Source organism: Vibrio artabrorum (assembly GCF_024347295.1).
In the GTDB taxonomy this organism is placed as follows: Bacteria; Pseudomonadota; Gammaproteobacteria; order Enterobacterales; family Vibrionaceae; genus Vibrio; species Vibrio artabrorum.
Genome location: NZ_AP025459.1, coordinates 456,026 through 479,692, shown reverse-complemented (window position 1 = coordinate 479,692; position 23,667 = coordinate 456,026). Strand labels below are relative to the sequence as shown.

Below are 23,667 nucleotides of genomic sequence, written 5' to 3'. Positions count from 1 at the left end.
CTCACTATTGGTTGTTGCTGGGGAAAGCAGAAAAAGGCAGCCAATTGGCTGCCCTATACTGTCAATGGTTTAGAACCAAATTTCAGTGTGCACACCGAATACAAACTGGTCATTACCGTTTTCGATACCAATTTGCTTAGCACTTGCATCATCATCTGCTTTGATGTAACTAATATAAGGCTTAACTTGTGGACGACCGAAGTAATCGGAGTTTGCCGTGAACGCTGTAGCAACCTCCAAGTTAATGATGTTACTTTCTACATCATCACCTGTACGCCCCCAGTAGCCTTGATCACCCTCTTCATGACCGTAAGAAGCCGTTGCTTCTAAACGAACGTTGTCGTTCAGCTTGTAAGAAGGACGAGCTGCAACAATATAACGTGTTAGGCCTTTAGCGCCCCAAAGTTCGTCAAGAGCTGTGATATATGTCGCTTCTGTACCCAGTTGCCATCTTTCTGAGATATTTAACACACCGTAAGAAGTCAAGAATAGAGACTCAGCATCATCATTACCGCCAGACCAACCACCGAAGTTAACACCACGGTTTTGCATCACACCAGTGCCGTATGCAATCGCGTTTTGTGTCCAACCATCTAGGCCGTAGTAGCTTGTATTTAGCGTTACAGATGCGCCGATACCATCTTCATCTTCACCACCGTTTACAACTTTTTGACCGTATTTCAAGTCAAAGTCAAGAGAGCCAATACCGGCATCTACTCCGTAGTAATACAAGTCGATAGAAGAAGCTGTCGTACGCTCTGCGCCTGGAGTTGAAGAACCAGCATCAGGATCTGCCATCACGTATGCGATACCTGCCGTGTTACCACCTAGCTTAGTTTGAATACCAGCACCAATACCAGAAGATTGTTTCCAGAACTCACCAGACAAGATACCTGCAGCACGGTTTAAGAAACGTTGCCCACCCCAGATTGAGGTATCATCACCTAAAATGCCACCCAGCTCAACATACGCTTCCTTTACTTCAAGTTGTGCTGTGGTGTTATCTTTTTGGCTACCAGAAGAAGAATAAGCATATGAGTTGCCGTTACCATATTCAGTACGAAGAACATAATCAGCCCACACACCATTTTGGTATTCAGAGTGCTTCTTAACTACAAACTCAACTTGGTTTGTACTCTTACCGTGAGTACCAGCCGTTTTGTAATCTGGCTTACCAAACTCAGTGTCTACTGTTTTACCATCTACGACACGAACGTTAGAAGACATATAACCATGCACTTCCCAACCGTCGGCGATAACATCAGTAGGGTTTTTTACCTCTACTTCCATTGCCGAATCACCACTTTTTACATCCAGTGCAACTTCATTCTCAGCGAATGCAGAACCAGCCATAAGTGCAGTAGTCACCGCTGCAGCAATCAAACTTACTTTTTTCATTCTTAACTCCATTAAGGACGATTTATTTTAGATTTTTATATTTTTGCTCTCTTGCGGCGACCAAAGGCAGTAATGGTAGTCGTAAGATAGAGAGGTTTAGGGTTTCCCCTAATTCGTTTCAACGGGGTCAATATTAAGCGGGGATGACAAATTTGACGTCCTCCACCCTTAACTAAATTAAGGGGGACTAGAAGGGAGTAGAAAATAAACAGAACGGTGTTTTAAAGAGGTAGATCACTTAATATAGGAGGAGTAGACACAACGTAGATCTAATAATTCACCATTAGTGAGATCCAGCTCAAATATATAATTTGAACTTCATCTACGAATTATTTTTTACAGGTTAATTAATCTATGAAGTTGCTTGACCTTATTGAGACAAAGCTTTTTACTTATAGTTCACTGACATTGATAAACGCACAAGAAATCAAGCAATGACTAGAATGCTCGCTCGCCCTTATCCGCTAGGTGCAACGCTAGGTAACACTGGCTGCAACTTCTCAATATATTCTCCAGATTGTAAATCTCTATCGCTCGCTCTGTTCGACGAGAACGATGAATTCACCACCTATGAATTAGAAAATGAATACGCTGATATCAAATATGTATTTGTTGACGGAATTAAAGCTGGGCAAAAATACGGTTTCATTGCTGAGACAGACAATGGCCCAATTTTACTTTCAGACCCATACGCCAAAGCCATTAGCGAGCCACTCAATTACGCAACGCCGTATACCAATCAAAAGAGTTTTTCGATGGCGAAGTGTGTTGTCATTGATGACACCTTTGACTGGCAGAACGTCGAAAAGCCGCAGATAGCCCGCGAGGAGACGGTGCTTTTTGAAACCCACGTGAAAGGCGTATCGCAACTCCATCCAGAAATCGCCTCCCATACAAAAGGTCGTTATTTGGGATTGGTCAGCCCAGAAATGCTTGCGTTCTACAGACAGCAAAACATTAACTCTCTTCAACTTTTGCCCATCGCAGCATGCATGCATGAAACCCATCTATTAGACATGAACAAGGTTAACTATTGGGGATATAACCCCTATCTGTTCATGGTGCCTGATCCACGCTATGCAGAAAAAGATGCTGTTACTGAGCTTAAAACGGCCATTCGCGAACTGCACCGCAATGGAATTGAAGTGATTCTCGACGTCGTATACAACCACACGGCAGAAGGTGGTGAAGCAGGACAAACCTTCAACCTAAAAGCACTGGATAGCCGCCACTACATTAAACATGGTTGCCATTACGCGAACTTTACAGGTTGCGGAAATACGGTTGATCTGACGCACCAACCAGCATTGAATTTAGTCATGGATACGCTGCGTTACTGGGTAAATGAATTTCAAATTGACGGTTTCCGTTTTGATTTGGCCGCGACACTCGGCCGTGAAGGCGATAATTACAATCCTGAGGCTGCTTTTTTCAAAGCCGTTGCTCAAGATCCAGTACTAAAAGAAACCAAGTTGATCGCTGAACCTTGGGATATCGGGCCTAATGGCTACCAAGTCGGCAATTTTCCGTTAGGTTGGAACGAGTGTAACGACAAACTTAGAGACATCACTCGAAGCTTTTGGCGTGGTGATCAAGGCTACTTAAAAGAGTTTGCCACTCGCCTGATGGGGTCACGAGACATTTACAGTGCAGCGCACTGGCCGTATAAATTAACCGTCAACTACATCACTTACCATGATGGCTTCACCATGCAAGATCTTGTTTCTTACAAGCACAAGCACAACGAAGAGAATGGTGAGAACAACCGTGATGGACACGGTGATAACCGCTCTGAAAATTATGGGGTTGAAGGTGAGACAGAAAACCCCTCAATTATCGCAATGCGTGAAAAACAGAAGCGTAACTTTATGGCAAGTTTGTTATTTGCTTTTGGTATTCCACATATTCTGACAGCAGATGTGCTATCCCATACTCAAAAGGGCAACAACAACGCCTATTGCCAAGATGGTGTAACCAGTTGGCTTAATTGGGAAGACTCTGATAACAAGACTGACTTTAAGACTTGGCTATCGGAAATGATCTCTGCACGTCAACAATACATGGTGCCTTTTATCAGGGCATTCAGTGGAGAAAAGCGTAACTCCAACCGAATATTTTGGCGTCGTGTTGATGGCACATTAATGGAGCATGATGATTGGAACCATTTAAGCTCGGTCGCGCTGCATTTAGGGATCGGTAAAGAGGGCGACGAATTGATCTATCTGATCAATCAAACAAATGCGCCGGCTCGATTCTCATTACCGAATGATCGCAAACAAAACTGGGTAACTATTTGCGATACCAACCTGAAAAATGTCACACTCGGTCATGCTGACGGTGAAATGTTGCTATCTCCGACTTCAATGGCTATTTTGCACGATTCCTTCAAGAAAGCTGAGCACACCGAATAGCACACCAAAACCAATAGAGGCCAGTTATATTTATCACTGGCTTTTTTGTTTGCTGAATATCACAAATTTCATTTTTCTATATGGAATCATTTGCATTGATGTGATCACAAAAACTGTTTAGTATGGCCGTACTATAAAAATGAATCTATCACGTCTTTGGATATCATGGCTTTACCTAAAACACTTATTCGGCTTTTTAAGCCATATATACTCTTATTAATGGTAGGAATGCTTTATCTTGCTATCACTCAATTAGAAAAAGTAGAAAAAATAGCAACAGAACAATCATCATCAAATATTCATACCGCAAATTCTATCATTCGCTCAAACATTGAAGCAGCATTCGGTAAACTCTACTTCCTAGAGACCAACTTAGATTTATCCAAGACTTCCAATTTTAATGATAAAAAATTTCGAGACGTCAGCGAGAATATTCTACAAAAGATACCAGACTTCTCCGATATCATTCGATATCAGCCTCAATCTCAGAATTATATTTCCACACAAGGCATACCTCTTTCAAGAGAACAAATTTCAGCTATACAGTGGCATCCGCTCAACAGCGTTGTGAAAAACTTCTATCTCTCTTCCATTTATCAAAAAACCAATGGACGTTGGGTTTTCGCGGTTAAACACACCACGGAAAAATTGAAAGAAGAAATATGGGTTGAGTTTGACCTTCTGCAAGCGACACAAAACTTAAGAAACTTAAAAATTCTTAATGATGGCTATGTGTTTGTGGTTGATCGCGCGACTGAACGACTCGTCTTCCACCCAGATCCGAAACGCATCGGCTCAAAGTCAATCAGCTACCATGCTGGGATCAGCCAGCGAGTTTTACAGGGTGAGACGTTCGGTAAACACGAATACTACTATCAAGATAATTTCAAAATATCGGTATTTGATGCGGATAATAGCTTAAACTGGGTATTCATCGCAGGTACAGATCGCCACGATATTTTGACCAGCTCACACCAATTCACGTTAACAGGAATCGTCCTCGGCTCACTGCTTCTGTTATGGGTTGGGGCCAATTATCTGGCTTACCATTTAAATGTATCGTTGTCGCAACTTAACAAGGTTGATGACCTTGCAAGCTTTAAACAAGAGCTAAAGTCCATACTGGATAGCTTTACCTATCATAAAGGTATCCAATTCTGCCTATATCAACCAGAGAGTCATTCATTCAATACGATTGACTACCACGGAAACCAAGCTACGGTACATTATGATAGATCTCTTGCCGACCGGTTTGCACTGGGTACCCTGGTTTATAAAAGCGGAAAATACGCGGATCCCTTGGCGCATAAACTCAAAATACACCAGCGCCACTATTGCATTCCTCTGTCCTCGCGCAATCAGTTGATCGCGGTGCTCTACGTTAACGCCAGATTACCGATCAACCAGAGCATCCTCCGTATGATAAGAGATTATACTGAAGTCTCTTTGTCTAATTTACTGCTCCACCATCAATTGAGTAACAAAGATCCAATGACACAGTTGGACAACACAAATCGTTTTAATATTGAAATAGAAAACTACATCAACGAACCTGATACCTATGTCGCTCTATTTGATATCGATAACTTTGACCACTTAAACCGTACCTACGGTGACGCAGTTGGAGACAAGATGATAAAGGTGACGTCTGAATCGATACGTTGGAACTTCCCTAAGCCAAAAAGTCTTTGTATTGCACGTGTTGGGGGGAAAGAATTTGCGGTGTTATTCAAAGCGAATGACCCTAAAGACGCCAAGTTCCAGTTGGAACAATGTCGAATAGGCGTTGCCGAGAAGAGCATTACCACACCAGACATCACGCTACCATTAAGTGTCAGTATCGGCTTCTCACGAATAGAAGGTGACAGAACATCTGCGTTAGCGTTAGCAAAACAGGCCAGATTGACCGCGCAGCAGCTCGGAAAAAACCGTGTTGAAGGCCAGATAAGAGACGTCGCACAAGCTTCATAAACATCAGCAAATTCACAGACAGCACGTAGGATTTCACATCTATGTGCTTTTGTTTTTTTATAAAGCCATTACAATGCGCCTTCGATACCAAGGCACCCTATAACTTTCCAACGACGCAAATTTTATGAAGCTTAGTCACCGACTGCAAACTCTCCACTCTCTTGTCAGCAATGATTACCAACATATTTGGGACTGTTGTTGTGATCACGGCTTCTTGGGCGTTCAACTTTTGTCGGACAACAAAGCGCCTCAGATTCACTTTGTTGATATTGTCCCGTCTCTAATGAACGAGCTTAAAGGTAAGCTCACACATTACTTCCCTCAGGATAGCCATACCGAGCAGCACACCTATAGCCAGTGGCAAGTCTACTGCTTAGATGTCGCAGCCATTCCATTGCATAAGCACACCGGCAGACACCTTGTTATTATTGCGGGTGTGGGGGGGGATCTCACTCAAAAGTTAGTCGATGACATTCACCGTCAACATCCAAACACCGCGATCGATTTCTTGCTTTGCCCTGTGCATCAGCAATTCGAACTGAGAAGCCATTTAAAATCGCTCAACTTCGCCCTTATTGATGAAGTGTTGATTGAAGAAAATCGCCGTTACTATGAGATTTTACTGGTCAGTAACAACCAAGGCGACAGAAAAAATCGTCCACCAGTTCGTGACATATCGAACGTTGGTGACAAGATTTGGGTTCCAATTGATCAACAACAATTACAGATCTCTCAGCAGTACAAAGCCAAAACATTACAGCACTACTTGCGAATGCAGCAAGGTCAAGAGAAGCAGGGTAAGCTGAGCGAAGTCAAGCACATTATTGAGGCTTACCAAGCGATCTAGCAGCCATCTATTTTCACTCGTCATTGACGAAACCGATTCAATAAAAAAGCCGACAGTTCAGCGAACTATCGGCTTTTTTATTGCCATCGAATCGATAAATTTGGGTTTACGGCTCTTGCTTTCCATAAGCCGTATCAGGCCCATAAATCGTATCAAGATAGTCGTCTTTCTCTTTCCATGTGTTATTCAACCAACTGTGAAAACGACGTTTAAACGCTTTGTCTTCAAAATAATTTCCATTAACGTTTTCATCCATTGGGTGCAATTTAATACGCACAACGACTTTCGTCATTTTGCCTTTCAACATATCTTCAAATGGTGATGTTTGGTTTTCAGGGTAGGCCAAAGTGACATCCACGATCCCATCTAAGATTGGACCCATTGCAGACAAAGCAAACGCCACACCGCCGGTTTTCGGCTTTAGTAGGTATCGATAAGGTGTCTTTGCAGCCACCAGTTTATCGTGATTTACACGCGTTCCTTCAACAAAATTGACCAAGGTAGTCGGTGCTAGCTTGAATTTAGTACACGCTTTATTGATGGCATTGAAATCATCGTTTCGACGCTCAGGGTTGCGCAGCAAAAACTCGCGAGAGTGACGGCGCATGAATGGCATATCTAAGCCCCAACATGCCAAGCCGACAAAAGGGACGTACAGCAATTCATGCTTAAGGAAAAACTTAGTCATCGGCATTTTGTCTTTCAAGATTGAAGACAGGATCACGATATCCGCCCAGCTTAGATGGTTCGACATCATCAAATACCACTGCTTCGTTGAGATATCCTTTCCTCCCTCAACTTGCCACTCGATATCGTTGTTAATGTTCAAAATCCATTGATTGAGCGAAGCCCAACACCAAAAAGTGAAATTGGCTAAACGTGTACACGACTTTTGCACAATAGAGATTGGAAGAATCAGTTTGATAAGGCCAAAGAAGCTCACGGTAAACGCAGTCATTGCGGTATTGATGGTCACGAACAATACGTTCAAGGCCATACGAAGATTATCAAGCATAAAAAACGGCTATATTGAGATCGAAAGCCTTCATTATACGCATCTAGAAATAATTCTCTTTAGTTATTGATGCAGCACTACAGGGGTCAAACCACTTGACTCATTTAGCCAGTGTCCAAAGACCCGTTCATCGTTGTGAATCAACAAAAATACCGGTAAATAAGAGGTCTTATATGCGTCATTTACGTATTCCGTCACACTGGGCAATTTGCCACAAGCCCACCTCAATATTGGCATCGAGTAGAGCTGAGCGACGACGCACAATTCAACATTAACGTCTGGTCCGAGAAAGAGACCAAGAAGACGTTCAACACCCGAAAGTAAGATCCATTCAATATTGATGAACTTATAAACAAGCCATCTCGTAAGGTGATTTATAATGTTCAAAAAATGAAAACATAAAGGCCAAATAATCATGGTAATAACAATGGCTAATGGTGATAGACAAGAGTGAAAAACTCTAGCACACTGAACAGAGTTATTCGTTTTAATCCCATTTCAGACAATGAATCAGTGGGTTATTTATATTTTAGGTTAGAGAGGAAGCCATGCTCAACATTGCTTTTTTTAGCTCAAAATCATACGACGAAAAATCATTTAAACTTGCAAAAGGCGAACTCAACGCTGAGTTTCATTTTCACGATTTTCGACTCACGACAACAACAGCAAAAATGGCGCATGATAACGAAGTGGTTTGTGCGTTTGTAAACGACGACCTATCGCGAGATGTGTTAGAGATTTTAGCGCAAGGCGGCACTAAGCTGATCGCGATGCGCTGTGCCGGTTTTGATAAAGTCGACCTAGACGCAGCCAAAGAGTTTGGCCTGCAAGTAGTTCGTGTTCCGGCTTATTCCCCAGAATCGGTAGCAGAGCATACTGTCGGTATGATGATGTGTTTAAACCGTAAACTACATAAAGCGTATCAGCGTACTCGTGATGCGAACTTTTCTCTTGAGGGTTTGGTTGGCTTTAACTTCCACGGCAAAACCGTTGGTGTGATTGGCTCGGGTAAAATTGGCTTAGCGACCATGCGTATTCTGAAAGGTTTAGGCATGAACATTCTGTGCTACGACCCTTATCCAAATCCATTAGCCGTCGAATTAGGTGCTCAATACGTTGAACTCGATAAGCTATACCAAGAGTCTGACGTGATTTCTCTGCACTGCCCAATGAGTAAAGAGAACTATCACCTATTGGATAAAAAAGCGTTTAGCCAAATGAAAGACAACGTAATGATCGTTAATACTAGCCGTGGTGAGTTACTGGATTCAACGGCGGCAATCGAGGCCCTAAAACAGGGTAAAATTGGGGCACTTGGTCTAGATGTTTATGACAATGAAAAAGAGCTGTTCTTCCAAGACAAATCTAACGATGTGATTGTCGATGATGTATTCCGACGACTGTCAGCTTGCCATAACGTCTTATTCACCGGTCACCAAGCTTTCTTGACTAAAGATGCTTTATTCAACATTGCGAACACCACACTAATCAGTGTTAATGCCTTCTTCACAGGTAAAACCAGCGGTAATGAATTAGTTTAATCATAAACCCGTTCCAAGGTTAAATACCAAGCCACGCTCGTCCTAATGAACGGCGTGGTATTTTCATTTCCACATTGATGCAATGTGGATCCACTAGATACAAAAATGACAATCCTCGGTATCCAAACCATACACACCTTTTCGAATCGCAAGATGCTCTTCTCCCGCTTTTACGCCCATCTCATAACCGGCATCTAAAATGCTTCTATCCATGGTTAAGCGCTTAACCGCGAACGTTTCTGGTGGGGCAATCACTTTAATGGTCGCATCTTTGGGTGGGTTACGAATAAACGCCAGAGACTGATTGTAGTTTTCGGCACGCACCGCCATCGACTCGGCAATGTGGGGAAATTTCTTTAACAGTTTTTTCAATATCCATTGATGCTTCTGAGGTTTCATACGGTAGCTCAGAGGATGAGAAAGAATCACGGTAATATCACGCGCCCCCCGACGATATGCTTCACGAACTGGGATTGAATCAGCGACACCTCCATCGGTATAACAGCCACCAGAGAAACACGGGGTTTCACGATAGGCGATAGGTAAAGCCGTTGTCGCTTCAATTACGTTGGAGAGATTGTCAGGCTTAATATTATAGTAATCGGCGCTACCCGTATCGATGTTTGTTACAGCAGCGATGAGTGGGATACTTGAAAACAGCTCACCACAATCCAGTGGATAACGTTGATTAGATTCGTTCCACAACCACTTAACGTCCACCAAATTACCACCTTTAGCAAAACGAGCAGGATTCAAGAACATCTTATCCGTCGCCATCGTGGTAATTACGTTATAGCTTCGCTTAGGCGCATGAGATAAATAACCGATAAGATTCGATGCACCGGCAGATACACCGATGGCAAAATCATAAGGAAGAAAATCGTCTTTGATAAAGGCGTCTAATACTCCAGCGGCAAAAATCCCTCTCATTGCCCCACCTTCTACGATTATTGCTTTTTTATTCATCTCAAACCCAACGACGTTATATTCTGATAGCAGAATAATAGGCTCATCAATCGTAGAAAGATAATGGGTAAAACATATCAGTTCGATAGACAAAAACTATCAACTCAAGTCATGCGAAGCTTAAGGAGTTCGTTTGACTAGAGAGCCAAACCACACGTTAAATTACCCAATATTAGGTCACTTGGTAAACCGCAAGATCAAAAAAAGCCATTGAGCGGTGAACTCAATGGCCTTTCGACAACTAGCTTAAATCATCGATTATGAACTAAATTCACTCACATCGATCTCAAGCAACTTACCAATACCTTCACCATAAGCAGGATCCGCTTTATAACAGTGTCTTAGGTGACGCAGTTGAATCTCTTTCGGTACACCGCCTAACGCACGCGCGGTATTATCAAACAGAATCGCTTGTTTCTCTGGTGTCATCAAGCGGAACAGATCGCCCGGTTGTGAGAAGTAATCATCATCTTCACGGTGGTCCCAATGCGCTGCCGCACCATCAAGATTCAGTGCCGGTTCTGCAAATTCTGGCTGCTCTGCCCATTGACCTTCGATGTTTGGCTCATAGCCTAATGTGCTACCAAAGTTACCATCAACACGCATTGCGCCGTCACGGTGATAGCTGTGTACAGGACAACGAGGTGCGTTAACTGGAATATGTTGATGGTTAACACCCAAACGGTAGCGCTGTGCATCACCGTAAGCAAACAAACGACCTTGCAACATTTTATCCGGTGAAAAGCTAATACCCGGAACCACATTCGCAGGGTTGAAAGCTGATTGCTCCACTTCTGCGAAGAAGTTTTGCGGGTTACGGTTTAGCTCAAATTCACCCACTTCAATCAACGGATAATCCGCATGTGGCCAGATCTTCGTTAAATCGAACGGGTTGTAAGGCACTTTTGCCGCATCCGCTTCTGGCATGATTTGTACTTTTAGTGTCCATTTAGGGAAGTCTTGGTTATCAATGCTTTCAAGCAAGTCACGTTGGTGGCTTTCGCGGTCTTCACCAATCAATTTTGCCGCTTCTGCATCAGATAAGTTTTTAATACCTTGTTGAGATTTGAAGTGGAATTTCACCCAAAAACGCTCGTTATCGGCATTAATAAAGCTGAACGTGTGGCTACCAAAGCCATGCATGTGACGGTAAGTCGCAGGGAGACCGCGGTCACTCATCACGATAGTGACTTGGTGTAACGCTTCAGGTAGAGAAGTCCAGAAATCCCAGTTGCTCTTGGCACTGCGTAAATTCGTGCGAGGGTCACGCTTCACCACATGGTTAAGATCTGGAAACTTAAGAGGATCACGAAGGAAAAATACTGGAGTATTATTACCCACCATATCCCAGTTGCCTTCTTCAGTATAAAACTTCAACGCAAAACCACGAATATCACGTTCAGCATCCGCTGCGCCACGCTCGCCAGCTACCGTTGTAAAACGTGCAAACAGGTCGGTCTTTTTACCTATTTCAGAAAACAGTTTGGCTTTGGTGTATTGAGTGATGTCGTGCGTCACTGTAAATGTACCGTAAGCCCCTGAACCTTTCGCGTGCATGCGGCGCTCAGGAATGACTTCACGATCAAAGTGCGCCATCTTTTCTAAAAACCAAACATCTTGAAGAAGTTGAGGGCCATGCTTGCCTGCAGTTTGAACATTCTGGTTATGAGCAACAGGACAACCTGCTGCTGTAGTTAGTTTTTTACTCATGATCGATTCCTTAGAGGGTAAATGTGCACAATCGTTGTGACACCGTAAATTTAAGTAGATCCAGTATTTAAACCATTGAATTAGTGTGGATAAAGAATAGGTCGGCATTAAAAATAAACATAATCGTTTCTATTTATCTTTGTTATAGATAAAACCTATCAAGTTGACTGTTCATTTCTTCACACGAGACTGAACAACAACATCCCCGCCAAAGTTGGCATAATCCCATAAGAAAGACCATGATATCAGTTTGCGATCAAATTCCACTACTTGCATATTGAAATCATAGTTTGAGGGCATCGTTCAAAACTTTGGGCTTAGCAGAGTGGCGTTGAATTAATCGATGATGATATAGTCCACCATAATAAAATATATTGGATATTATCATGCACTCTAGCGACATTATGAAACTGGCAAATTTGGGCGTTAATATCGAAATTTCAAAAGATTCTTCATTGCATCCTTCTGATGCGTTAGAGGTCGTGAAGATTGTTGCTGAAATCGGTAGCCAAATCGTCATCAAGAAGAAATACCATACGGACTACCTAATTAAGATGGCTGAAGTAGGCCGTGATCATGTAACTATTGCTGTTTAAGAACAGCCACTACTTCGAACTTTGCTTCAATAAGCTTAGAGCACCATGTTGATATAAAAATGCAGCATATTGGGGGCAATATGCTGCATTTTCTCTTTTCGTTAGGAGCATTGAGAACGCAAAGAGAAACGGGTTAATAATGCTAAATGTAAGTTAACGATCAAATAGCACGGGAACACCCGTTTGAACACATACCTCGTTCAAACGCTTTTGTGCCGTCAGAATATTCTCTTTCCAACGCTCATCTTGAGCCCACATCTCAATCACGAGTGGTACGACACACTCCGTTTCTTTCAATGTTTCAAAAATGGCATTGAAGTCCACTTCACCGTCACCAATTACTAGGTCTCGGAATTGACCTTTGTATTCGTCAGTCACTTTATAAGTGTCTTTGAGGTGGATCTGAGTGATATGAGGCTTGCTCAACTTCAGTTCCGTCACTATGTCGTAATTCCAACCAGAAATATTGCCCACATCTGGATACGCCGTGAAATACGGAGAATTGACTTCACGACTCAGTACTTCAAACTTGCTCAAAGAGTTCAAGTAATCGGTATCCATGATCTCGACAGCGAGCATAACCCCTGATCTTTCCGCCAACTGCGCCGAAAGCTTCATGCCTTCAATGAACCTCTGGTGAGTCACTTTATCGGCGGGCTCATAGTAGACGTCATACCCAGCGAGTTGGATGGTACGAATACCCAATTTGTAAGCGAGTGAGATCGCTTTCTCCATATGGATGACAGCTTGTTGACGAATCGCCGGATCGGCGGATCCAAATGGGAACTTGCGATGCGCGCTTAAACACATGGATTGCAGCGGGATACCATGCTTTTCACAGAGGCGACGCAAGGCATACACTTCATCGTCATTCCAATCCAGTCGGCTGCGACGCTCATCTGATTCGTCTACCGATATCTCAAGAAAATCAAAGCCGAGTTCTTTGGTTTGCTTAAGTTTATCTTCCCAACTGAGTTCGTTAGGTAGGGCCTTCTCATAAAGCCCTATCCGGTGACGCAATAAGTTTTGGTACATAGCGCCTCCTAGTTCCAGTAACGGTCGATCTGAGCTTTTAGCGCTTCTGCTGTTTCTTTACCTTTGTCACCCGCAAGTGCTCGGCCTGCGATGAAGGTTTTCGCTTTAATGCCTTCAAATAGGTAAAGGTCTTCCGGCACGATACCGCCTGTGATAGAAAGCTCGATGCCCATTTCAGACAGTGCACGCATTTTCACTAGATCTTCTTCCGTCCAACCTACACCAGCTAATTCAGCGTCACGAGAACGGTGGTAAATCGCTTGTGAAATACCTAAGTCTACCCAAGATTGAGCGTCGTCCATGGTCCAGTTTCCGTAAATTTCGATTTGGATTTCACCATTAAATTCATCAGCAACTTTCTTACAGGCACCAATAGTCGCGATGTGTGCGGCTGCAGAAACGGTAATCCAATCAGCGCCCGCTTCGAATGCCATACGAGCCAAAATTGCGCCGCCATCGGTGGTTTTCATATCGCACACAAGGATATGGTCTGGGTGGTTTTTACGAAGGGTAGAAACCGCAGTCATCCCTTCAGCAAAAGCTAAAATAGTGCCCACTTCAATCACATCAACAAAGCTTTCAACGTTGTTTGCCACTTCAATTGCAGCAGCAAGATTTGTTTGATCTAGGGCGATCTGAATCATTGGTTTAGTCATGTTGTTATCCTTTAATTTGTTCACGTATTAGACGGGCTAAGCCATCATGGTTGTTATCTGTTGAGCACACGCGTTGAACGTGTGATTTGACGATGTCATCCGCATTGAGCATCGCTACTCCGAATCCGGCGTACTTAAGCATGGAAATATCATTGTGGTTATCGCCGACAGCAATCACGTCTGTCGGTTGGTAACCAAGTTCTGAGACATATTCAGCAAGGCGTAGGCCCTTACTGTTACCTTTCGCTGCAAAGTCGATTCGGTTTGACCAAGAACGCTCACCGTTGAAGTTCTCTTCAATCCATGGGTGCTGCATTAAACAGTCGACTGAATCTTGGCTCCCCTCCACCACAAACTTCCAAACGTGTTCAGCTTGTTGAGCGGCTTCTACGAATGATTCCACTTGGTAAATTTGTGGGCGATATTGCTCTGGTGCCGTTTCAGCCCAGCTTTCCAATGCCAGCATGTAGGCAAATGGGTTGTACTGCGAGTACGTCATGGCATGAGTGATGTACATCACCATCTTGAGCTGAAACTCGTCAGCCATATCAATGAAAGCAAGTGCCTTATCTTTCTCTATGGCGTTTTGAGTCAATACCGTTTCAGTTTGATAATCATAAACATAAGTGCCGTTACAGCAGATGATTGGCGTATCTAACCCCAATTCGTAGTAATAAGGTCGTGCAGCTGTGTGGTGTCGACCCGTAACAATTACGACGTGACAACTTTGTTTGGCTTCTTGAATCGCCTTTTTTACTTCTGGATGAATCGTGTGATCATCCTTCAACACGGTTCCATCGAGATCTAACGCCAGCACTTTATACATAGAGTCCTCTCACTTATTCCCCTGAAGTCGGGCCTAATTAATATTGAAGCTACTTACAATAGAAACCACTTAAACGGCTTACTTAAACAAAAAGCCAATTTACTGTTGACCGTAATAAGCATTTTCACCGTGCTTACGTAAGTAGTGTTTATCGGACAGTTCTGGCTGAATTTTGATGCCGCTGTTCAAGGTGCGCGTTGCCAACGCCATTGCCGACACTTCTTCTAATACCACCGCGTTATGAACCGCGTCATTGGCATCTTTTCCCCAAGAAAACGGTGCATGTCCTGCAACAATCACGCTAGGAACGGCCATTGGATCGATTCGACGCTGCTTGAACTCTTCAATGATCACCAAGCCCGTATTTTTCTCGTACTCTTCAGCAATTTCAGAGTGAGACAATCGACGTGTACATGGGATGTCACCGTAAAAGTAATCAGCATGAGTGGTGCCCAAGGCTGGAATGTCGATACCCGCTTGCGCCCAAATGGTGGCACTGCGTGAGTGCGTGTGAACAATGCCACTCACTTCAGGAAATGCTTTATAAAGCTCTAAGTGCGTTGCGGTGTCGCTTGAAGGGTTGAGTTTGCCTTCAACAACCTTGCCTTCTAGATCGACGACCACCATGTCTTCAGCTGTCATGTCGCTGTATTCAACACCCGATGGTTTAATCGCTATCACTCCGTTAACACGGTCAAACTCAGAGACATTACCCCAAGTGAATGTCACCAAAGCGTATTTAGGGAGCTGCAAATTTGCTTCTAAGACACGTTGTTTCAATTGGCTATATTTAGACATATCGACTCCTTAAGCCGCTTCCGCTTGAAGCAATGCAGCATCAATTAAACGCGCCACTTCTTCTGGGCTTTTGCACGCGCGAAGTTTTGAGAAGTCTTCATCAAATTCAATCAAGTTCGCCACTTGCATCGTCCCTTCGATGTGCTCTTCTGAGTCCTTACCCGCGAGCGTAATCAATACATCAACAGGCTCATCAACGCCTTCAAACGTAATTGGCGTTTCAAGCACGGTTAATGCAAATCCGGTACGAATAACACCATCTTCAGGGCGGCAATGAGGCAGTGCGAACGCATCGTGAATACAGATATAAGGGCCTTCTTCACCAATCGCTTTAGTAATTGCATCGTAGTAACGCTCTTCAGCCACCCCCGCTATCACCAATGCGTCAGTACCAAGCTTAATTGCGGCTTTCCAGTCAGCGGCTTTTGCATTCAGTAGGATAGAGTTATTCTTGATAAGAGATTCTTTTAAGTTCATGTTATTGCTCACTTATATAATTGTTTTTATTGGCTCAGCAGTGCACTACCACTGAGCCATTTATCATTATTTGTGGAAGTGGTTCTCGATGATGGAAACCAGCTCGTCACCGAAAGTTTTCACCATAATCATGTTCTTCACCGCAAGCTGTTGCTTACCTTCCGGTAACCCCGTGATCTTCGCGGCCAGAGCAACCGAAGTCACAATGATGTCGAATGAACCAAGGTGCGATTTGTAATCGGTGATAGCGCTGTTAAAGGTCGAACTTGGGATGCCTTTCTTGTCCAAGTACTCTTTGATTTTCTTAGAGCACATCATTGAAGATCCTTGCCCTGAGCCACAGCACACTAAGACACGAACCGGTTTTTGGTCAGCGGTTGGCAAGATTCGTGTTTCTGATGTTGTAGAAGCTGCTGTTGTTGAAGCTGATAGTGCTTCAGCGGTTGCTGTCGATTGTTGTGGAACCGCGACTTCAACCTCAATGCCTTCAGGCGTTACTGCGGTCACTGTTTCAGCGGCAGCTTCTGCGTCTTCTTCTGCTCGTAGTTGCTTAGAAGCGAAGAACATGTAAACGCCCGCCAAAGCCAAAATCACAAAGAAGAACATGCTAGAGCTAGAGATACCTTGCATGATTGGCGGGAACACAAGCGCCCAGTCAGCCATACCCATCCAGCCGTTAAACTCAGTACCAGATTGAGCAAAGATATGAATTGCCCAAGCCGAACCCACCACCTCGATGATGCCCATCACGAAACAGATCTTCATCACTGCTTTCCAACCACCAAAGTGGTTAGCAAACACACCGATAGTGGCGTTCGAGAAGAACATTGGGATAAAGCCAGGAATGATCATAATTGGTGCGTCAAACGCTAGCATTGCAAGAACAGCGGTGAATTGACCCACTGCGCCCCACATAAAACCAAATACCATTGCGTTCGGAGAGTAGGCGTAAATAGCCGCACAATCGATGGCTAAAACAGCGTTAGGAATAAGGCGTTGAGAAATACCGTTAAATGCCTCGGACAGTTCCGCAACGAACATACGAACACCGGTAACGATAACTTGAATCGCAACAGCGAATTTCAAACCTGTTTCGAAAATGTAGATGAGCCAGTGCGTTTTACCGGCCATCTCTTGAAGATTATCAAGGCCAAACGAAAGAAGGATAATTCCGAAGAAGCCCGTCATCACTAACGTTGTTGCTGCAATACTGTCGTGGAAAATATGTAACCATTTAGGCAGTTTGATGTGGTCAACACTGTCATTCTTATCGCCAAGCTTCGGGGCAACTTTGGTCGCAACCCATGACGCAAACTGTTGCTGGTGACCAATAGAGAAACCCGCCCCGCCCGTGACTTCTTGAGTCGGCTTGAACATGATGTTTGAGGAAATACCCCAGTACAATGCCATTAATATTGCTGAATAAATGATGGTTTCCCACATACTTGCACCAAGCACGAAGTAGAAAACAGCAATGAGGCCAGCTTGCTGGAACATGATATGCCCAGTCAGCATGATGGTTCTGATACCTGTAATACGGCGGAAGGCTACAAGTAGAATATTTAGCCCAAGAGCCAGTAATACTGCATACCCAACCCAAGAGTAATTGTCGCCCATGGTTTCCATGGTGGACATCATGGAGGTGTACGGGTCAATGACCGATCCTGTCAATCCATGTATTTCACTCATTTTTTCAATAACCGGTTTAAAACCCGCTACCAATGTTCCTGCACCTACCTGCACTATCATGAAACCAACGATGGTTTTTATAGAGCCGGAGATAACAGTTGTTGCGTCACGTTTTAGAAGGATGTAGCCGAGACAAGTAACAAGACCGAGTAGCAACGGTGCTTTGGTCATTACCTGACTGTAAAAAATATAGAAAATATCATATAAGAATTCCATATCTTTACCCCTGATTAATTTTTAATTTTAATGATTTGTAGGATGTGATGATTCTAGTTTTGCTCACGAACTAGACTTTACCAATCAAAAGTAATCATTCAATGCTCACTTGTGATTATTTTGATTTATATCAATTAACCACACCCAGAATGTATCTAATTGAGCTTTAGATCACACACAAAAACAACAAACACTATAAAATCAAGCACTTACAAAAGCATGTGATTAAAGTCTGATTTTTATAGCGATGTTATTTGACAATCATGTCAGTGATTATTAGAATCAAAATAAATCAAAAGTAATCATTAAATTGTCACAAAGACAAAAAGAGTGATAAATATGAATGAAGTACAAAGACATAACGGCATCTTGTCGTTGTTAGAAGATATGCAGACGATAAACGTCTCTCATATTATTGATAAGTTTAGCGTTTCACCCGCGACTGCTCGACGTGATATCGCTAAGTTAGATGAACTAGGTCGACTTAGAAAAATTCGAAATGGTGCGGAGCGAGTAGAGACTCAGAAAAAAAAGTGGTCACCGCTGAATATCAACAGCACTGATTTCTATGAAGAGAAATCAGAGATTGCTCAAGCAGCAGCTGGGCTTTGTCAGGCAGGCGATACCGTCGTGATCAACTGTGGTTCAACAGCTTTCCTACTCGGTCAGCAATTATGTGGCGATGACGTTCAAATCGTAACGAATTACTTTCCACTCGCAAGTTACTTGATCAACGAAGATCATGACGATGTCATCATCATTGGTGGTCAATACAACAAAGCGCAGAACATCTTTCTAAACCCAGCCCCTAATTCATTAGGCGGCTATGCGGGAAACTGGATGTTCACCTCAGGTAAAGGCTTAACGGATGCCGGGCTGTACAAGGCCGACATGTTAACGGCCGTAGCCGAACAACAGATGCTCGAACAGGTCGATAAGCTTGTCGTCGTGGTCGATAGTTCAAAAGTTGGACAACGTACCGGAATGCTCTTTTGCAGCACCAAGCAAATAGACATCGTCATCACCGGTAAAGACGCCAATCCCGAAGTCGTAAAACTGATTGAAGCTCAAGGGACGCAAGTCATCCTAGTTTAAATCGCTGGGCTAACTAGCCCACCAATAATAATAAATTTAGCTCAGTGCCTTAGTCCAAATTAAGGCGCTCGGCTCCCTACATCCAAAATTAATCAAATTATTGAAATAAAAGGTATTATCATGAGCAATGTAAACGAAATCACTCGCGAGTCTTGGATCCTAAATACATTCCCTGAGTGGGGCACATGGTTAAATGAAGAGATAGAGCAAACGGTTGTTCAACCAGGTACATTTTCTATGTGGTGGCTTGGCTGTACAGGTATTTGGCTAAAATCAGAAGGGGGTGCAAACCTATCAATGGACTTCTGGTGTGGGACTGGTAAAAAAACACAAGCGGTTCAAAAAATGAAAAACCAGCACCAAATGATGCGTATGGGTGGTGTTGAAGCACTTCAACCCAACCTACGCACTGCAATCTTCCCATTGGACCCTTTCGCTATTAAAGAGATCGATGCAGTGATGGCATCTCACGATCACGGCGACCATATCGACATCAACGTTGCAGCAGCGGTTCTTCAAAACTGTGGTGAGCACGTTAAATTCATCGGTCCTAAAGCATGTGTTGATCTATGGATGAAATGGGGTGTACCAGAAGATCGTTGTGTTATTGCGAAAGTTGGCGACGAAATTAAGATCAAAGACGTCAACATCAAGGTTCTTGACGCATTCGACCGTACTGCTCTAGTAACACTTCCTGAAGGAACATCTTCCCTAGACAAAGAAATTCTAGACGGAATGGACGACCGTGCAGTGAACTACCTAGTAGAAACAACAGGCGGTTCAGTTTACCACTCGGGTGATTCTCACTACTCAAATTACTACGCTAAACACGGTAATGACCACAAGATCGACGTTGCACTGCTTTCTTACGGTGAGAACCCACGTGGCGTAACAGACAAAATGACATCTTCAGACATTCTTCGTGCTGCTGAATCTTTGAACTGTGAAGTGGTTGTTCCGTTCCACCACGACATTTGGGCTAACTTCCAAAATGACCCGCGTGAAATCGAAATGCTGTGGAACATGAAGAAAGAACGTCTTCAATACGGCTTCGCACCTTTCTTCTGGCAAGTGGGTGGTAAATACACATACCCAACAGATAAAGGCCGTATGCACTACCAGCACTTCCGTGGCTTTGCAGACATCTTCACAAATGACCCAGAACTGCCATACCGCGCATTCTTATAAACATTAAGAAAAGCACTAACTAGGGAGCAATGCGCTCCCTTTTTTTCATCCGACACTCTTTTAGCGTAATCACGTTCGAAACTCAGTTGGAAGAAGCTGACTCTTTTCCTATCCAAAAGGGTTATGCATTATAAGAAGCAAAGAGCTTATTGAATTGATAGAAGAGGTGTCTCAGAAGACAATAGTAATTGGTTACCAAGATCACATGAACAGCAGTAATTAACATCTTGTCAATTACTGCTGAAACAGGTTTATGATAGAGGGCAATTAATCAAGATCAGAAATACAAACGAGACCGTTTTCATTTCCAAGTGGATTCTTCATAGAAATATAACGAGAATCCATTTCATTTGGTTGAAAATCGACTTGCCAAATTTGGTAGCTAGCAGGCTCGTCTTTTGTCAGATATTGAGTCTTAACTAGCTCAGATAACTGATTATGGTCACTTAAATAATCCCATAACTTTTGATATTCTGCTTTCGTTGCAAGTACACCACCTTGAGTCGTACAAGTTTTACGAATATCCCAACCATTGGCTGTTTTATCCAGAAGCTCATCCGCCAAAACTGAATATTTTTTTCCGTCAACAATGTAACTTGTAGACGGAATAATATCCTTATTATCAAGAACAATGGTTGACATGTAATCCTTACCTTTTGCCATCGCACGAATATAAACCGGCGCTTCCAGTGGCTTATCGAAGGTTAGAGTTACGGTGTCGCTGCCCGGTTTATAGTTTGTTTTTAAATTGACTTCTTTGCTCGTCAAATAGTTCAGCATAATAGTTGTTGGCTTTGACTCAGAATACGGGTAACTAAAGCTGAGATTCACTTTATATTTACTAATGTTATCGTGTTTAATAATCACCGAAGGTAGTTTTATTTCACTTCGGTTCTCACGCTCTTGCGTCGTTACTTTTGTGTCCATAAAGGAGTTACCACTCCCCCCCCAACTATCACCAAAAATCGAGTCAAAAGACCAAGCAGCCTGAAAACCATACGTCATTCCAGAGCTATGACTAAACCCATAGGCATGAGCCCCTTCATGCCATACAGTGTTGTAGTTGGCATTAGTCAATCCACGGTAAGTTGGCGAATTAGGGTCAAGAGATCCCTGCCAAACAGAGCCCCAGCCACCTGCTGTCGAGAACGATTCATTGAGGTTAGGCATTCCCCCTCCCCCCATTCCGGCTCCTGAATATTTATTACGCATGACTCTCATTCCTAATGCATGGTCTTTTATCCCATACACCAAGAAATTCCTTTCTGCATAGCTAAGTTTGGTGTCTTTATAATTTTTACAATCATACTTTCCGCATTCACCAGGATCGGCGAAATATGTTTTGAAAGTATTAATAAAACTATAACGATTGAAAGCATTATGCATATTGGTGAGAATAACTTCGTACAAAAATCGTTCATGTTCATTAGGAGGGCCATAACAAGATTTACCAGGGATCACTATGTTACAGTCTATTAATTGACCATTCTCCTTAAAACCGACCATTTGAACCTTAGGTTTAAAGAAATGAAGCTGATCAATCAGTTTTAACTTATTCAATGTTGCTGTCGACGAACTCAGTAACCCTTTGCTATATGCTGGCAAATCGTTATCAAGTTCAATGATTGACGCAGTCTTATTATCGCCCAAGGTTGCGACGAATCTTTTGACTTTTTGAGGCGTTGGGTTCGTAATAATGACATTCAAGCCATCTTGAACTAATTGAATATTTGAAAATTGAAATATATCTGGTTTAGGTACGGATTGGATATTGGCTAACTCAACATCGACTCGGTTCATTAAGCTCGCCGTTACATTGATGTCCTGCGAGCCACTTTTTGTTCCGGTACTCGGGGGAGCTGACTTACCTCCACCTTCTTGACATCCAGTCAGCAATAAAGTGCTAACACAAAAAGACAGCATTACTTTTTTATTCATAGATAACAAACTTCTAGAGCAATCATTATATTTAAGATACCGAATGGTATGATATACTATTCAATCAAGCAATCGATTATTTTTTCGACGCTTCTTGAATGCTTGTCGAGCACAAATCACTTATCTCTCCAAAAAATCCAACGGCTCAATAAGCGATCATACATTCAGAAACCAATGTTGACTCCGTCATCGCCAAGACGAGAACGACTCCTTACGTCATCTTTCTCATTCGACAGGTTTCGTTCGCTGACCCTTTTAATAACTTTGACATCAACGAAACTGACGGCTTTACGAGACCCGACTTGTATTTGACCAAGGAGCTATTACGATAGCCATTTATACAGCACTTGAAAGACGCCACCATCAACGTTACTTGGTGCAATAAAGCGTGCGATCTCTTTGAGTTTGGGATGTGCGTTTTCCATCGCGTAAGAGTGGTAACTCTCTTTAAGCATTTCCAAGTCATTCAGGTAGTCACCAAAACTCATGGTCTGCTCATAAGTGAAGCCAAGTGTGTTTTGTAGGTGTTTAATCGCCGCACCTTTGGATGCCTCGGCGTTCATCACATCGAGCCAAATTTTCGCACTGACCACCACTTGGTAGTTCTCACCAAACTTAGCATTGATGCTTGGATTCAATTTCTCTTGTGAGCCATCGAAGTGACAGATAGCCACCTTAATGAAATCGTCTTCTACCGCCAGTAAGTCTTCTACTTGCTCGCGACGGTGGTAATACTTAGAGATCTCCGCTAGAGCACGCTCATCTTTGGTTTCAATGTACGCAGACTTCTTACCACAAAGCACCACGTGTGCACCTTCAATAGCACGCGCTTCTTTAATGATCTCTTTGATGGCATCAGTATCAAGCAAGCAGCTGTAGAGCTCTTGGCCTTTGTGCATCACCAATGTGCCGTTTTCAGCAACGAACATCATGCGATCTTTAAGTGGAGCAAAGGTGTCCATCAAGCTGTGATATTGACGACCCGACGCCGCCGCAAAAATAATGTCTTGAGCTTCTAGTCGTTCGTAAAGATTGAAAAATTCCGGGTCTAACTTTCCGTGTTCATTAAGCAGAGTACCATCCATATCAGCGGCGATAAATTTGATGTTCTGTTGTGGCATTTCAGGGCTTACCTATAAGTAAAAATTGAATAGTAAATTATGATTTTTCGTTATCTTGTGTAACAGTTCTGCGTTCGATTATATCGTTAGAGTAACCAGTGAGTGCAATGCTTTTCGGTCGATTTCTTTGTTTAAACCTAAGATCTTGTTTATGCGCAATAAGAGAGCAAAAA

The 23,667-nt window shown here is 43.0% G+C and carries 19 protein-coding genes and 1 pseudogene; 8 read left to right on the top strand and 12 right to left on the bottom strand.

What is annotated here, in order from left to right; translation table 11 throughout:
- Positions 1-69 precede the first annotated feature (69 nt).
- The gene (locus tag OCU36_RS16295) at positions 70-1,398 is read right to left on the bottom strand and encodes a carbohydrate porin (protein WP_261840579.1); all 1,329 of its coding nucleotides are present in this window, start codon (positions 1,396-1,398) and stop codon (positions 70-72) included.
- Positions 1,399-1,832: 434 nt separating this feature from the next.
- On the opposite strand from OCU36_RS16295, the gene glgX reads away from it, so the two are divergent.
- From glgX to OCU36_RS16280, 3 genes are all read left to right on the top strand, one after another.
- A complete protein-coding gene (gene glgX / locus OCU36_RS16290; RefSeq protein WP_261840578.1) occupies positions 1,833-3,809 on the top strand; it encodes a glycogen debranching protein GlgX in 1,977 nt (658 codons plus the stop codon).
- Positions 3,810-4,037: 228 nt separating this feature from the next.
- The gene (locus OCU36_RS16285) at positions 4,038-5,780 is read left to right on the top strand and encodes a sensor domain-containing diguanylate cyclase (protein WP_261840577.1); all 1,743 of its coding nucleotides are present in this window, start codon (positions 4,038-4,040) and stop codon (positions 5,778-5,780) included.
- A 124-nt stretch (positions 5,781-5,904) separates the two neighbouring features.
- Positions 5,905-6,627 carry a tRNA (adenine(22)-N(1))-methyltransferase gene (locus OCU36_RS16280; protein ID WP_261840576.1) on the top strand — a complete coding sequence of 241 codons (723 nt, stop codon included), beginning with the start codon at positions 5,905-5,907 and terminating at the stop codon, positions 6,625-6,627.
- 106 nt (positions 6,628-6,733) lie between these two features.
- Here OCU36_RS16280 and OCU36_RS16275 read toward each other — a convergent pair whose 3' ends face one another.
- Entirely contained in the window at positions 6,734-7,642 is a 909-nt protein-coding gene (locus tag OCU36_RS16275) for an acyltransferase (protein ID WP_261840575.1), read from the bottom strand.
- A 201-nt stretch (positions 7,643-7,843) separates the two neighbouring features.
- Here OCU36_RS16275 and OCU36_RS16270 point away from each other — a divergent pair.
- Together OCU36_RS16270 and OCU36_RS16265 are read left to right on the top strand one after the other, a co-directional pair.
- Positions 7,844-7,966, top strand: a pseudogene (locus OCU36_RS16270) (DUF1971 domain-containing protein); the annotation flags it as partial.
- Between the two features lie 224 nt (positions 7,967-8,190).
- Positions 8,191-9,183, top strand: coding sequence for a 2-hydroxyacid dehydrogenase (locus tag OCU36_RS16265; protein ID WP_261840574.1), 993 nt, complete (start codon positions 8,191-8,193; stop codon positions 9,181-9,183).
- A gap of 93 nt (positions 9,184-9,276) precedes the next feature.
- Here OCU36_RS16265 and OCU36_RS16260 read toward each other — a convergent pair whose 3' ends face one another.
- Positions 9,277-10,149, bottom strand: a complete 873-nt coding sequence (locus tag OCU36_RS16260) for a patatin-like phospholipase family protein (protein ID WP_261840573.1) — start codon at positions 10,147-10,149, stop codon at positions 9,277-9,279.
- Positions 10,150-10,407: 258 nt separating this feature from the next.
- Positions 10,408-11,859, bottom strand: a complete 1,452-nt coding sequence (locus OCU36_RS16255) for a catalase (RefSeq protein WP_261840572.1) — start codon at positions 11,857-11,859, stop codon at positions 10,408-10,410.
- A gap of 386 nt (positions 11,860-12,245) precedes the next feature.
- On the opposite strand from OCU36_RS16255, the gene OCU36_RS16250 reads away from it, so the two are divergent.
- Entirely contained in the window at positions 12,246-12,455 is a 210-nt protein-coding gene (locus OCU36_RS16250) for a hypothetical protein (protein WP_065583766.1), read from the top strand.
- Between the two features lie 153 nt (positions 12,456-12,608).
- Here the strand turns inward: OCU36_RS16250 and OCU36_RS16245 are convergent, their stop codons facing one another.
- The 6 genes from OCU36_RS16245 to OCU36_RS16220 form a co-directional block, all read right to left on the bottom strand.
- The gene (locus tag OCU36_RS16245; protein WP_261840571.1) at positions 12,609-13,490 is read right to left on the bottom strand and encodes an L-ribulose-5-phosphate 3-epimerase; all 882 of its coding nucleotides are present in this window, start codon (positions 13,488-13,490) and stop codon (positions 12,609-12,611) included.
- Positions 13,491-13,498: 8 nt separating this feature from the next.
- On the bottom strand, positions 13,499-14,146 hold the full coding sequence (locus OCU36_RS16240; protein WP_261840570.1) for a 3-keto-L-gulonate-6-phosphate decarboxylase UlaD: 648 nt from the start codon (positions 14,144-14,146) through the stop codon (positions 13,499-13,501).
- Between the two features lie 4 nt (positions 14,147-14,150).
- On the bottom strand, positions 14,151-14,972 hold the full coding sequence (locus tag OCU36_RS16235) for a pyridoxal phosphatase (RefSeq protein ID WP_261840569.1): 822 nt from the start codon (positions 14,970-14,972) through the stop codon (positions 14,151-14,153).
- 99 nt (positions 14,973-15,071) lie between these two features.
- Complete coding sequence (locus OCU36_RS16230; protein ID WP_261840568.1) at positions 15,072-15,770, bottom strand: L-ribulose-5-phosphate 4-epimerase; 699 nt, start codon at positions 15,768-15,770, stop codon at positions 15,072-15,074.
- A 9-nt stretch (positions 15,771-15,779) separates the two neighbouring features.
- On the bottom strand, positions 15,780-16,247 hold the full coding sequence (locus tag OCU36_RS16225) for a PTS sugar transporter subunit IIA (protein WP_261840567.1): 468 nt from the start codon (positions 16,245-16,247) through the stop codon (positions 15,780-15,782).
- Positions 16,248-16,313: 66 nt separating this feature from the next.
- The gene (locus OCU36_RS16220) at positions 16,314-18,152 is read right to left on the bottom strand and encodes a PTS ascorbate-specific subunit IIBC (protein WP_261840566.1); all 1,839 of its coding nucleotides are present in this window, start codon (positions 18,150-18,152) and stop codon (positions 16,314-16,316) included.
- Between the two features lie 339 nt (positions 18,153-18,491).
- Here OCU36_RS16220 and ulaR point away from each other — a divergent pair, with 339 nt between their 5' ends.
- Complete coding sequence (gene ulaR, locus OCU36_RS16215) at positions 18,492-19,247, top strand: HTH-type transcriptional regulator UlaR (protein WP_261840565.1); 756 nt, start codon at positions 18,492-18,494, stop codon at positions 19,245-19,247.
- A gap of 120 nt (positions 19,248-19,367) precedes the next feature.
- Positions 19,368-20,435, top strand: coding sequence for an L-ascorbate 6-phosphate lactonase (gene ulaG / locus OCU36_RS16210; RefSeq protein WP_261840564.1), 1,068 nt, complete (start codon positions 19,368-19,370; stop codon positions 20,433-20,435).
- 267 nt (positions 20,436-20,702) lie between these two features.
- Here ulaG and OCU36_RS16205 read toward each other — a convergent pair whose 3' ends face one another.
- Both OCU36_RS16205 and OCU36_RS16200 read right to left on the bottom strand, forming a co-directional pair.
- The gene (locus OCU36_RS16205) at positions 20,703-22,373 is read right to left on the bottom strand and encodes a hypothetical protein (RefSeq protein ID WP_261840563.1); all 1,671 of its coding nucleotides are present in this window, start codon (positions 22,371-22,373) and stop codon (positions 20,703-20,705) included.
- 323 nt (positions 22,374-22,696) lie between these two features.
- The gene (locus tag OCU36_RS16200; RefSeq protein ID WP_261840562.1) at positions 22,697-23,494 is read right to left on the bottom strand and encodes a Cof-type HAD-IIB family hydrolase; all 798 of its coding nucleotides are present in this window, start codon (positions 23,492-23,494) and stop codon (positions 22,697-22,699) included.
- Positions 23,495-23,667 lie beyond the last annotated feature (173 nt).